General features: G+C 35.8%; 12 protein-coding genes. 7 read left to right on the top strand and 5 right to left on the bottom strand.

Going from position 1 to position 12,496, the window contains the following annotated elements; genetic code table 11:
* Position 1: 1 nt before the first annotated feature.
* Entirely contained in the window at positions 2-709 is a 708-nt protein-coding gene (locus M1381_01790) for a cytochrome c3 family protein (GenBank protein ID MCL4477820.1), read from the bottom strand.
* Positions 710-998: 289 nt separating this feature from the next.
* On the opposite strand from M1381_01790, the gene M1381_01785 reads away from it, so the two are divergent.
* A complete protein-coding gene (locus M1381_01785) occupies positions 999-2,444 on the top strand; it encodes a hypothetical protein (protein MCL4477819.1) in 1,446 nt (481 codons plus the stop codon).
* 81 nt (positions 2,445-2,525) lie between these two features.
* Entirely contained in the window at positions 2,526-2,924 is a 399-nt protein-coding gene (locus M1381_01780) for a cytochrome c (protein ID MCL4477818.1), read from the top strand.
* Positions 2,925-3,022: 98 nt separating this feature from the next.
* On the opposite strand, the gene M1381_01775 is transcribed toward M1381_01780, so the two are convergent.
* The gene (locus tag M1381_01775; GenBank protein ID MCL4477817.1) at positions 3,023-3,466 is read right to left on the bottom strand and encodes a hypothetical protein; all 444 of its coding nucleotides are present in this window, start codon (positions 3,464-3,466) and stop codon (positions 3,023-3,025) included.
* Complete coding sequence (mtnP, locus tag M1381_01770; GenBank protein MCL4477816.1) at positions 3,463-4,338, bottom strand: S-methyl-5'-thioadenosine phosphorylase; 876 nt, start codon at positions 4,336-4,338, stop codon at positions 3,463-3,465. Before mtnP ends, M1381_01775 begins: the two co-directional genes overlap by 4 nt.
* 240 nt (positions 4,339-4,578) lie before the next feature.
* On the opposite strand from mtnP, the gene M1381_01765 reads away from it, so the two are divergent.
* Positions 4,579-4,797, top strand: coding sequence for a DUF2892 domain-containing protein (locus tag M1381_01765; protein ID MCL4477815.1), 219 nt, complete (start codon positions 4,579-4,581; stop codon positions 4,795-4,797).
* Positions 4,798-4,959: 162 nt separating this feature from the next.
* On the opposite strand, the gene dnaN is transcribed toward M1381_01765, so the two are convergent.
* Both dnaN and dnaA read right to left on the bottom strand, forming a co-directional pair.
* Positions 4,960-6,057 carry a DNA polymerase III subunit beta gene (gene dnaN, locus M1381_01760; protein ID MCL4477814.1) on the bottom strand — a complete coding sequence of 366 codons (1,098 nt, stop codon included), beginning with the start codon at positions 6,055-6,057 and terminating at the stop codon, positions 4,960-4,962.
* Between the two features lie 194 nt (positions 6,058-6,251).
* On the bottom strand, positions 6,252-7,556 hold the full coding sequence (gene dnaA / locus M1381_01755) for a chromosomal replication initiator protein DnaA (protein ID MCL4477813.1): 1,305 nt from the start codon (positions 7,554-7,556) through the stop codon (positions 6,252-6,254).
* A gap of 392 nt (positions 7,557-7,948) precedes the next feature.
* On the opposite strand from dnaA, the gene mnmE reads away from it, so the two are divergent.
* From mnmE to M1381_01735, 4 genes are all read left to right on the top strand, one after another.
* Complete coding sequence (gene mnmE / locus M1381_01750) at positions 7,949-9,340, top strand: tRNA uridine-5-carboxymethylaminomethyl(34) synthesis GTPase MnmE (protein ID MCL4477812.1); 1,392 nt, start codon at positions 7,949-7,951, stop codon at positions 9,338-9,340.
* A 35-nt stretch (positions 9,341-9,375) separates the two neighbouring features.
* Complete coding sequence (locus tag M1381_01745; protein ID MCL4477811.1) at positions 9,376-10,938, top strand: AAA family ATPase; 1,563 nt, start codon at positions 9,376-9,378, stop codon at positions 10,936-10,938.
* A 194-nt stretch (positions 10,939-11,132) separates the two neighbouring features.
* Positions 11,133-11,639, top strand: a complete 507-nt coding sequence (locus tag M1381_01740; GenBank protein ID MCL4477810.1) for a peroxiredoxin — start codon at positions 11,133-11,135, stop codon at positions 11,637-11,639.
* A 48-nt stretch (positions 11,640-11,687) separates the two neighbouring features.
* Positions 11,688-12,491, top strand: coding sequence for an alpha/beta hydrolase (locus M1381_01735; protein MCL4477809.1), 804 nt, complete (start codon positions 11,688-11,690; stop codon positions 12,489-12,491).
* Positions 12,492-12,496: the final 5 nt, after the last annotated feature.

Below are 12,496 nucleotides of genomic sequence, written 5' to 3'. Positions count from 1 at the left end.
ATTAACTCCTCTTCTCGAGTACGATATAGATGATGAACGAGACTATCAACAGTAAAAGCACTGCTCCCCATGCTACAAATCCGATCTGAAATGAAGCGAGCTCCTTGCTGAATATGGGCAGCTTATTACCCTCCACCTTCTTTTGTTCGATATGTATCCTTAGCATAGAAAGGTCATGAATTGTTGCATCGGAAACATTCATAGGGGATATCTGATCAAAACCCGTTATATCTTTATGGCATTGCTCACATACCTTCGGCACAGCAGGAATAACATTATCATGGCTATTATGACAGGTTGCGCATGATGGACCGCCTTTATTTTCTAAATATGCGACACCCATTATACTGTTGGCATACATATTTACTGAATCCGTATGACATTTCCCACACATATCAAACATCGTTTTGCCTGATGGTATACCAATAAACCCGCTTGCTTTTGACATTGCATGAGCCTGTATATTACTAAATTCAGCAGGTGATAAAAATTTTATATTCCCTGTTTTAACATCAGGATTACCACCGTGACATGAATTACATGTTACGCCGTTTTGCGAGTGTATAGAGCCCTTCCAGTGTATAACAGGTGCGGCGATCGTTCCACCAAGAGACTCGTGGCAGGTAATACAGGCATTTTGCCCGGCGTGTACTGTCGTTGTAATAAGTGTAGTAAACAATCCTGCAATTATATACCTTTTAATATTCATAACAAAAAATCTTCCTTTATTAGTTTTTATATTATATTGTAAAGTCTATATATAATCTATTAAGTCAAGTTTTTCTTTATCTTTTGTTTTTTTATTCTTGTTTGAATTTTTAAGCAATAGATATTTGAATATTATATAATTGATTACTTTGTTTTTTATATATTCTTCTACAAATAACCTCTCCTGTATATCGGCCACGGATACGAAGCATATTGTAAACCAAATTGTTGACACAAATTTTGAATAGCATATAAAAACAGTCATCTTTTAACTTAAGAAGGAGGAGCTAATGAAAAAGAATGTTTTAAGTAAATTAGGAACGGTTATAGTGTTATCAGGGTTGGTCTTTGTTATGACGATCGGCTTACCGAAAAACGCCAAAGCAGTACCGAGTTTTGCAAGACAAACAGGTCTTGCCTGTGATGTGTGTCACACTGTTTTCCCTCATCTAACACCATTTGGCAGGAATTTTAAACTTCATGGTTATACGATAGACTATGTAGATCAGATAAAGTCTGATGATAAATCCATGCCTGGACTTGCAATCAACAAGGTTCCAATGCTGTCGGCAAGACTGGTTGCCAGATGGAATAATCAGCAGGGCGGGAACAACGGCATTGTTCCAAGAGGTATCGCGACAGGAGGACAGGGCTTTGTTTCATATCCTTCAGGGTATGGAGATACGGATGTTCTTAACCTGCTTGCTGACTCCAGTATATATGTAGGAGGAAAGATTGGTCCTCATATTGGTACATTAATTGAATTAACAGGTATTAATGATGAAGGCGGAACCCTTGGTTTAGGTATCTTTGATCTTGCATTTGTAGGATCAGATACAACATTTGCAGGGAAAACTTTAAGCTATGGATTCAGAGCTGTTGATACGGTTGGTATGGCAGATCCTTCAAATACATTTGGCATGTGGGGATTAACATCTACACTTATGGGCATGAGCACACACAATACCTTACTTGATACAAACACGGCATTTGTAGAAGGTGGTGAATTATATGGTATGTGGGGTGACTTTACTGATGGCGGCCTTTACGCGTGTGTAGGGGCATATCATCCTACAAAAAATCAAACCTTGACCGGATATGTTCAGGGAGGAGTGGCTGGAACCGGGGTATTCAATGGCTCAAGCACTGTTGATCCCGGTGTTCGCGTGTCTTATTACTTACCTGAGTTTAATAATGTATATGTAGAAATCGGCGGATTCGGATATTTTGGCAATGAGAGGATGACTCAGCCTATTTCATCTCTGGTAAATCCAAATTATCTTGATAATTATACGAACTATGGCGTTGACCTGCAGGCACAGTATCTTGCCAACAACAATCTTGCAGAACTTTATGTACTTTATCAATCAGAGAATGATAGTAAGTTTTATGGAGTAGATCAGTACTCCGGAACCAGTTTTTCGAACAGTGGTACCTCTGTGAGCAGGAACGGCCTGGGTGTTATGGCAGATTATTATTACAAGAGAACTTATGGGGCATATGTAAAGTATCTTTCAACAAGCTCCTCTCAGGTAAGTGATATGGATGTCCAATCTCTTGTTGCAGGACTATCATGGTATCCATACCAGAATGTCAATTTACTGTTGGAACATTCATTCTTTATGAAGTATAACCCAGGGGTTGCACAATATGCAGCACTTGCTCAAGTCCCAACATCAAATATATCACCGTCTGATTTTGATGTAACTGCAATAAAACTTGAATATTTGTTTTAGTTTGTATTATAAGAACAATAATTTTATATGTACCTCTGTTGGTTTAAGAAGCACATATATTTTAGTTATCAGGAGGATGATATGGTAAAAAGAATAAAGTTTACAGTGCTTATGGCTATAATGATTATAGCAGGAATTTCGGTTGTTTCTCAGGCTATGGGAGCAAAGGTAGCAGAAGGTAGTGCTGCAAAAGGTTTACAGATTGTTCAAGAAAAAGGTTGTACAGCATGCCATACTGCCAATGGTACTACACTTGTGGGACCATCTTACAAGGGTTTGTATGGTAAAAAAGAATTCGTTAACATAGGTGGAAAAGAAGAAAAGATAGTTGTTGATGATAAATTTATAAAGAACAAGATCCTTGATCCGGACGATTATAATGTAAAAGGTTTTCCCGCACATGTCATGCCTTCTTTTAAAGGTAAGCTCAGTCCTATAGAGATCGACGATATTATTGCTTATATCAAAAGTCTGAAGTGAGTATCTGTAGAATTTGACTAGCTGGCAGGGACGGATTTAACCCGCCCCTGCTCATAATTCCGTGTTTCCATTTACGGTTTAATATGTATTATTTTGATTTAATGCGATATAAAAGTTACCAAAAGTACCTGCCTGCCTGCCGGAGAGTTTAGATAAAAAGAAATATGTTTTTCTTGTTTAATGATCCCTCTGATATATTTTAAAAGTCTTACATCATAACCAGGATATTTCCCTATACTACCCCCATCTGCAAGTACCTTAATACTGCCATCATATATAACTCCATCCGCTGTTTCTACTTGAACATTATATGTCTTACCAGGTAAAACCTGTTTGCTGTAAGGGGGTTCTAACTTCTTACCTTCCCAGATAGACTTACCTCCTTCCGGCGGAATCAGGTTTACGGTAAACATCTTTTGCTCTTCAAACCTATCTTGATTGTTTTGATTAATCGTTACTACTGTGCCTGTAGTACTGTTAACTGCACATGAAGTTAGTATAAAACTTGCCCATATACATATTCTTATGAAATTTTTTTTCATTTTATATAATCTCCTATGATGGGTTTTAAATCTTTTTTGATCTTTTCGGAGATGAGTGAAGTTGATGTCATAAAGCTATCCCGGAGTGCATGAGAACATGAGCATACCCTTGAATGATCAATTATAGGGATAACTGCCTTTATAATACTTTTCGCCTTTTCTATATTTTCTTGCATCGTTTTAACAATCTCATTCACTTCAACATCCTTCATACCTTGATACCAGCAATCATAGTCTGTTGCAAGTGCGATCGTTGCATAGCAAATCTCCGCCTCTCGTGCGAGTTTTGCCTCCGGCATATTTGTCATTCCTATTATATCCACACCCCATTGTCTGTATAACTTTGATTCCGCCCTTGAAGAAAACTGCGGTCCTTCAATACATACATATGTACCTCCCTTGTGTGTTGTTATACCAAGCTTTTTGCCTGCGCTATACAGCTCTCCCGACAAAACAGGGCATACAGGGTCTGCCATAGAAATACTCGAGACAATGCCATTACCAAAAAAGGTTGATTCTCTCTTTTTTGTTAAATCTATAAACTGATCCGGTATAACAATATCTCCCGGCTTTATATCCTCTTTCATACTCCCTACCGCACTTACAGATATTATCCATTCTACTCCAAGCATCTTCATACCATAAATATTTGCTCTGAAGTTTATCTCTGATGGAAGTATACGATGTCCTTTGCCGTGACGCGGTAGAAATATAAACTCTGCATCATTGTATTCACCTATAATGTAGGCATCCGATGGATCCCCATAAGGTGTTTCTAATCGTATTTCTTTAACACCTTTTATACCCTCCATCTCATACATACCGCTCCCTCCTATAATGCCGATTATTTTACTTTTTTTATTTTCTGCCATTTTTTGGCCTCCTGTTAATTACTATATTTATTATAAATGGTTATATTTTCAACTATATTTTTATTCTTGCCTATCAACACTTTTATCTTTGTCAGATAATCAATTCTGCGCGAATGGCATGCCATAACTATTTTTATTGTTTACAACATATTCTTCTATATTTTAAAATGCATTTTCGCAGTCAATACTTGAAATCATTTTTATTTGTCACTATACTATTAGTAACGAGGAGGTATATATATGGAACAAAATGTTGGTTCTGTTGACAAGGTTGTGAGATGGATAATCGGGTTATTTCTTCTTTCAATGATCTTCTGGGTACATGGCTCGTGGAGATGGCTCGGATTGATAGGGTTTGTACCGATTTTAACATCCAGTATAAGCTTTTGTCCGTTATATAAAGTCGTTGGTATCTCCACTGCAAAATCCAAGGTACCAAAACAGGAAGAGAAGAAGTAACCACATTAAATTTTTGGATTTTTTGGCTGCTTCGCTTTTGGGGTGGATGATGGTTTTTGTTACTTTTTTAAATTGCGTATCTTAATATAATCTCATAATCATCTAAAACCGGACCTTAGATATATTCAGTAATGCTGTACTCTATTTTTACATAAAACTATCCTATATTCTCATAGGCATAATAAGGTTATAATGTAATTTATCTTCTTCCGGTATAATTGTTGCAACACTTTGATCATTATTCAAACCAATTATTATAAAATCACTTTCTATTGTGTTTAAGCAGTCTAATACATATCTTCCATTAAAGCCTATTGTTAAAGGTTCACCATTGTAGTCTATCTCTATTTCTTCTTTTGCCTCACCCGTATCAGACTCACTACTTTCTATGGTAAGAGTCTTATTATTAACATTGAATATGATTCTTGTTATTTTATCCTGATATATAGATTGAGCCCTCTTTATTGCTGATGCTAAAATATTTTTATTTATTTTTATATTAACCTTTGTTTCTTTTGGTATAACAGGTTTATAATCAGGAAAATCATAATCCAACAGTCTCATCTGTATTGTAGTATCACCTATTCTTACTATAAAATTTTTATTTTTATCAATAGCAATTTCAACGTCATTATCGCTGTTTATTTTTCTCATTTCATATAAGCCTTTTCTTGGTATTATAACCCCTTTTGTTAAACCTTCTATACTATTTACTTCTTTTAAATCACACAAAGCCATTCTATGACTATCCGTAGCCACAAATCTTAATTTATTTATATATTTTTCTAAAAATATACCGTTCAAACTGTATCTAACCTCATCAGTAGAGGCAGCATATATCGTTTTATCTATGGTCTTCATAATAGTGTTGTTATCAATTTTTGTAAAACCGTCTTTGTACTCTTCTATCATAGGAAAGTCCTCTGCTTGTAAAACTTTTAATTTACCTGATATCTTTCCTATAACCATATTTATCAATCCATCTTCTATTTTTATATTAATTTCACTCTCGGGCAGTTCTTTTACAAAATCAAATATTTTTTTAGCTGGTACTACCGTTTTTCCTTCTGAAACTATATTATTACACTTAATTTTAGTGATAATTGTAACTTCAAGATCTGTTCCTATAATTGTCAGAATATCTTTTTCTATTTTTATTAAAATATTGGATAATATCGGCATACTTGCTTTTTTTTCTGTTGCACCGATCACTTTACTTATTGCGGAAACAAAATCTTTTTTTAATATACTAAACTCCATAACTATCTCCTAGTATTTGATAATATATAATAATCATAGTAGTAAGTTTGTTAAAAATCTACTCATATTTTTTATCTATTTAATTTTTATAAAAAATTTTTAAAACAATTCAGTTTAAAATGTGTTAACACTTCTGTTTGTAATTACATATATATAATTACAATATACTTATCAACAAGTTTTAAATAACTTTATTAAAGTCCTTTTTTGATCTTTTCAATAACATCTTTAACACTTTGATCAGTTTTATACAGGTTATCTATTTTATTTACAGAATGAATAACTGTAGAATGGTCTTTATTCCCGAATTGTGTACCTATCTCAGGAAATGATGCATTTGTTAGAGTTCTAGCCAAATACATGGCTATTTGTCTTGGATACGCTATATATCTCATCCTCTTTTGGGAATTCAGATCAGACACTTTAATCTTAAAATATATAGATATAGCTTTTTGTATATCTTCTATCGTAACCCATTTATCTTTCTTTTTAATAACACTTGCCAGTACCTCTTTGGCTACGTTTATATTTAATTTTGTTTTAGTAAGGTAGGCATAAGCTGACAGCCTTGTTAAATATCCTTCAAGTTCTCGAATGTTGGATAATGTGTTATAAGCAAGAAAGAATGCTATATCATCATCTATATCAATGTTATTTTGTTCTGCTTTTTTCTTCACTATAGCTACCTTTGTTTCAACATCGGGAGCCTGGATATCGGCGATAAGTCCCATTTCAAATCTACTTCTAAGCCTTTCCTCTATACCGGGTATCTCTTTAGGCAATCTGTCTGATGTAAATACGATTTGTTTTTTTTCTTCATAGAGCTTATTAAATGTATGAAAAATTTCCTCCTGCGTTTTTTCTTTATTTGATATAAACTCTATATCATCTATCAGCAGTACATCACAATTTCTATATGTTTCCCTAAAACTATCCATCTTGTTAGTTTTTAAGTGGTGCACGAGATCGTTTACAAAAGCTTCTGCAGATACATATATAACATAAAGTTTATATTCTTTTTTTATGTGATTCCCTATTGCATTCACAAGATGAGTTTTACCAAGGCCAACGCCACCATAGATAAACAGAGGATTGTATGTATGCCCCGGCCCCTTAGCCACCGCCTGTGCAGCAGCAAATGCAAACTTATTGCATTCACCTTCTACAAAATTTTCCAAGGAATATTTTTCACGTAACTCTGCTGCTTTGTCTATAAACTTATTATCTTTGATAGGTGCAATATTAATTATTTCATCGGTCTTTCCATCCTCTAAAATAAGAGATACCTCTATTTCATTACCATTAATATCTCTTACTACGCGGATTATATCATTTAAAAAATGGTTTTTAATCCAATCATAAGAAAATTGATCAGGAACACTAATGATAAGAGAATTATTATCAAAACTTATTACATTTAAGGTGTTTAGCCACGGATCAACACTTGAATCATTATAAAAATTTATAAGCGTTTGTTTTATAGTTTCCCATGTTTTCATACGTTCACCTATCATTAACATATAATTCAGTTTGTAACTTATTGAGATCAAAGAATAAATCAAAAAATGTTACACACAACTTTTTCCACACCTGTGGAAAACTAAAAAAGCTATATCTTTTAATTAGATATATAGCTGTATTATGTGTTTTTAAACATTTATAATTCATCTTTTTAAAACCAATATATAGTATAAGTATTATCCATAACCACAACTTGTAGAAAGCCATATAACTTATTGAAAAATAAAGATAATCATAAATTATACATAAATTATATTATGCCCCTTATAGGCATTGTCAAGCAATTTTTATCCAAATATTGACATTGTCAATATTATGAGTTTTTATTAATGAAGATTATAAAAAATATGAAAGGCCGCTTTGTTTTTTAATGAAAAAAAAAGACTTTTTTAATAGCGATACAATTACAGCCATTGCTACGCCATCTGGAGAAGGGGCAATCGGTATAATTAGAATCAGTGGGGAACTTACATTACACATTATAAAAAATTTATTTAAATCCAGAAAACATGTAAAAGCTTTTAAAAGTCATTCACTATATTATGGTGATATAAATGATACATCAGGCAAAACAATAGATAACGTAATGCTTGCATATATGAAAAGCCCGAAGACCTATACCGGTGAAAACATGGCTGAAATATATACGCACGGCAGTTCCGGCGTTATGCAGGCAGTTTTAAAACAGGTAATACAAGCCGGAGCAAGACCTGCCCAAAAAGGTGAATTTACAAGAAGGGCATTTTTAAACGGCAAGATGGACCTTTTACAAGCAGAGGCAGTACTGGATCTTATAAAGTCTGATACAGAAGCTTCAAGACAGCAGGCAATGAGTCATCTGAAAGGGCTTTTATCAGAGTATATTCTAGGGATTAAAGAAAAGCTTTTACAGGTAAAATCACATCTTGAAGTAATGATTGATTTTCCAGAAGAAGATGTAAAGCCAAAAGGGGTTTTAGAATTAGGCATCATATTACAGGCAGCTCATGACGAGACTGCTTATATATTAAATAGTTATGAACACGCAAAAATAATAAAAGAAGGAATAAAGGTCGCTTTTATAGGTAAGCCAAATGTTGGTAAATCCAGTATCTTTAATGCTATGTTAGGAGAGAGTAGGGCGATTGTCACGGAACATCCAGGCACTACAAGGGATTATATTCAGGAATCAATAAATTATCAGGGTAAAAAGATTGTATTGATAGATACAGCCGGGTTAAGAAAAAGTGAGGAACTTGTTGAAAAGTTGGGGATTGAGATGACAAAAACATTGATAAAACAGGCAGATATTAATGCAATAGTAATAGATCCTTTAAAAAAAGTATCCTTAGAAGAAGAGCTTTTAGTTATACAAGGAATTGATATGCAGAAGGTGATTGTGCTTATTAATAAGATAGATGTATGTAAAGATATAGAAGAAATAAAAAGGATTAGAACACTATTCAGCCCTTACCAGGTATTTACAATATCAGCAAAGACAAAGCAGGGGCTGGATGAATTAGAACGTGCTATCTCTTTGTATCAGACAAAATCAGATATAGAGGGTAATCTTGTTATAAGCAGAGAAAGACATAAACAAGCAATGGAACACACTGAATTGGCACTAAGAAATGCAATTGAATTACTTGCTCAACAGGCTTTTCCTGAAATTATAGCAGAAGAGGTTGATAGTGCTATAATGGCAATTAGTGAGCTAACCGGTGAGATTACGCCGGAAGATATACTTGATAAGATCTTTTCCGAATTTTGTATTGGAAAGTGATTTTAACAAAAAAATACAGAGAATAATATTGCAAAATGACAATATATAAAAAGCCCATTGAGCTAAATGAACAGTTTCAAAAAGCTTTAGATATAATGGAAAATACCTCGAAGCACGCCTTTATAACAGGCAGGGCAGGTACGGGCAAATCAACACTTCTCGATTATTTTCGTAACAATACAAAGAAAAACATTGTAGTACTTGCTCCTACAGGCGTGGCTGCACTGAATGTAAAAGGACAGACGATACACTCATTTTTTAGGTTCAAACCCGGGGTTACTCTTCAATCCGTAAAGAAAATTAAAAAAGCACATAATAATATTTACAGGGAATTGGATGCAATTGTCATTGATGAGGTTTCAATGGTACGCGCCGATCTTATGGATTGCATAGCTCAGTTTCTTATGTTCAACGGTAACAAGCATAACCAGCCGTTTGGCGGCGTTCAGATGATATTGATCGGTGATTTATACCAGCTTCCGCCTGTTGTAAAAGAGGGGGAGAAAGAGGTTTTTAAACATCAGTACGACAGCCCCTTCTTCTTCGAGGCACGGGCAATGAAAGAGATTGATATGGAGTTTATAGAGCTTGAAAAGGTTTACCGCCAGAGGGACGAGTCTTTCATCAACCTGCTTAATACTATTCGTAATAACTCAATAACGGAGGAAGGATTAAAAATATTAAACCGCAGATATAAACCCGATTTCGATCCCAGCATGAAGGATTTTTTCATCTGGCTTACATCAACAAATGAAGCAGCCAATAAGATCAATCTTGATCATCTTACGCTGCTCAAAAATGAGCCCGTAACCTACCTGGGAGAATTAACAGGGGACTTTAAAGATGAAACCCTTCCAACTCAGATGGAACTCCGGTTAAAGGCAGGAGCTCAGGTAATGCTCCTCAACAACGAGCCATCCGGCATGTGGGTAAACGGCAGCATTGGTAAGATAACTGATATAACCGTGGATCCTGAAAACATCGATGTTATAACTGTAGAGCTTTCAACAGGGGACATTGTCGATGTTGTTCCTCACAAGTGGGAGCTTTTTAATTATCAGTACGATATGGATAAGAAACAGATCGAATCCGAAGTTGTCGGATCTTTTACACAGTACCCTCTCAGGCTCGCATGGGCAGTTACTATTCATAAGAGTCAGGGCAAGACATTTGAAAGGGTTGTCATAGATATTGGAAGGGGAACTTTTAGCACAGGCCAGATATATGTTGCACTTAGCAGGTGTACCAGCCTTGATGGAATAGTTTTAAAAAAACCTGTAGAAAAGAAGCACATCTTTATAGACTGGAGGGTGGTAAAGTTTGTAACGGATTTTCAGTATAGGCTGTCCGATAACCTCTGCTCCATGGATGATAAGATAGCTCTAATAAAAAATGCCATTAAAGATGGTAAAAAACTTAAGATTGTTTACCTCAAAAATAACGATATTAAATCCATAAGAGTTATTACGCCGCATTTTGTAGGAGAGATGGCATATCTCGATAAGAAGTATGTGGGCATCGAGGCGTTTTGCCACGAGCGTAACGAAACAAGAACGTTTCGTATTGACAGGATACTTGAAATCTCCGATGTGAATTGATCCAAAAATACTATTAAGACTGGGGCAATAAGATTAATCAAGGTATTGTCCCCATTGTATAGAGGTTTTGACACAATGTGCAAAATTGCTTCTCACTCTTCATGTGGGGAAAAAAGATGGCGGCACAGCCTCAACAATGTACAAAATCTTCCTGTCAATGATTATAATATAATTATGGTAAAAAGAGGTGCTATATGACTTCAAAAAAACCGAGTGGAAAGAAGGAACTAAAAATAGGCGATACTGCCCCCGATTTCACCCTTGTGTCACAGTCAGGCGAAAAGGTTAACCTTAAAGATCTCATCGGAAAAAAGAACATTGTGCTGTACTTCTACCCCAGGGATTATACAACAGGGTGTACTTCCGAGGCATGTGCTTTCAGAGACAGCTACGAGGCTTTCAAGCAGGAAGGTGCAGAGGTGATCGGTATCAGTTCAGACACAAAAGAATCACATACAAGCTTCGCATCCCATTACAAACTGCCATTTACTCTGTTGAGCGACAATGAAGGCAAAGTAAGAAAGCTTTATGGTGTGCCAAAGACCCTTGGTTTGTTACCCGGCAGAGTAACTTACATAATAGACCAGAAAGGGATCATCAGACACATATTTTCATCCCAGTTCATGCCTAAGAAGCACATTGATGATGCACTGAGAATACTTAGGGATATTGGAGAAGAAGGACTAAAGAAAGCGGTATAAAAATAAAATTCCGGATATTGAATTATACGGAATTTTGAATGACGTGGCATGCATAGCAGTGAGACCTATAAAGAGATAAACGGCTTCAGTATGTTTTATCGGGATCAAGGCAGGGGTGTGCCTGTAATGCTTATTCATGGTTTTCCCCTGTCAGGGGATATCTGGGATTTGCAGATAGAGACCCTTAGTACGAAGGCAAGAGTCATAGCCCCTGACCTGAGAGGATTCGGTAAGTCGGGGATCACCGAAGGTACATACTTTATGGAACTGTTCGCTCATGACCTGAAGGAACTGCTTTATACTCTCGGCATTGAAAATGCCGTGTTTGCAGGTATTTCAATGGGCGGGTACATTATTTTTACATTCTACAGGATGTTCCCGTCATATGTAAAGGCAATGATACTGCTTGGTACAAGGTCAGGTGTGGATTCTGAGCAAGGCAAACAAGGAAGGATTAATCTGGCTCAAAGGGCGCGCAACGGAGAGATGGATAAGATTGCAGATGAATGGACAGAAAAGTTGTTTGCGCCATCGACCATAAAGATAAGACCCGATATTGTGCATACTGTAAGAGATGGAATATCCCGTACTTCTCCAGGGGCAATAGCAAATGCCTCGCTGGGTATGATGGAAAGATCGGATTCCACGTCAATGCTTCATAATATAGACTGTCCGGTTTTGATCATAGTAGGAGAGAAAGATATTTTTACAACGGTTGAAGAGGCAAAAAAAATGGCAGCGAAGATAAAAGGGGCAAGGGTAGAGGTTGTAAAGGATGCGGCTCATCTTACCTGTCTTGAAGCGCCAGAAAAGGTAAACAGCCTGATGTTATCATTTTTGTCAAAGATTTAACGCGT

This window comes from Deltaproteobacteria bacterium (assembly GCA_023382265.1).
In the GTDB taxonomy this organism is placed as follows: Bacteria; JAMCPX01; JAMCPX01; order JAMCPX01; family JAMCPX01; genus JAMCPX01.
This window is presented reverse-complemented; position numbering and strand designations above follow the sequence as displayed.

What these genes read in the sequence shown, in the direction of transcription:
- M1381_01790 (MCL4477820.1), bottom strand. Translation starts at nt 709, where the DNA reads ATGAATATTAAAAGGTATATAATTGCAGGATTGTTTACTACACTTATT.
- M1381_01785 (MCL4477819.1), top strand. Translation starts at nt 999, where the DNA reads ATGAAAAAGAATGTTTTAAGTAAATTAGGAACGGTTATAGTGTTATCA.
- M1381_01780 (MCL4477818.1), top strand. Translation starts at nt 2,526, where the DNA reads ATGGTAAAAAGAATAAAGTTTACAGTGCTTATGGCTATAATGATTATA.
- M1381_01775 (MCL4477817.1), bottom strand. Translation starts at nt 3,466, where the DNA reads ATGAAAAAAAATTTCATAAGAATATGTATATGGGCAAGTTTTATACTA.
- mtnP (MCL4477816.1), bottom strand. Translation starts at nt 4,338, where the DNA reads ATGGCAGAAAATAAAAAAAGTAAAATAATCGGCATTATAGGAGGGAGC.
- M1381_01765 (MCL4477815.1), top strand. Translation starts at nt 4,579, where the DNA reads ATGGAACAAAATGTTGGTTCTGTTGACAAGGTTGTGAGATGGATAATC.
- dnaN (MCL4477814.1), bottom strand. Translation starts at nt 6,057, where the DNA reads ATGGAGTTTAGTATATTAAAAAAAGATTTTGTTTCCGCAATAAGTAAA.
- dnaA (MCL4477813.1), bottom strand. Translation starts at nt 7,556, where the DNA reads ATGAAAACATGGGAAACTATAAAACAAACGCTTATAAATTTTTATAAT.
- mnmE (MCL4477812.1), top strand. Translation starts at nt 7,949, where the DNA reads ATGAAAAAAAAAGACTTTTTTAATAGCGATACAATTACAGCCATTGCT.
- M1381_01745 (MCL4477811.1), top strand. Translation starts at nt 9,376, where the DNA reads ATGACAATATATAAAAAGCCCATTGAGCTAAATGAACAGTTTCAAAAA.
- M1381_01740 (MCL4477810.1), top strand. Translation starts at nt 11,133, where the DNA reads ATGACTTCAAAAAAACCGAGTGGAAAGAAGGAACTAAAAATAGGCGAT.
- M1381_01735 (MCL4477809.1), top strand. Translation starts at nt 11,688, where the DNA reads ATGCATAGCAGTGAGACCTATAAAGAGATAAACGGCTTCAGTATGTTT.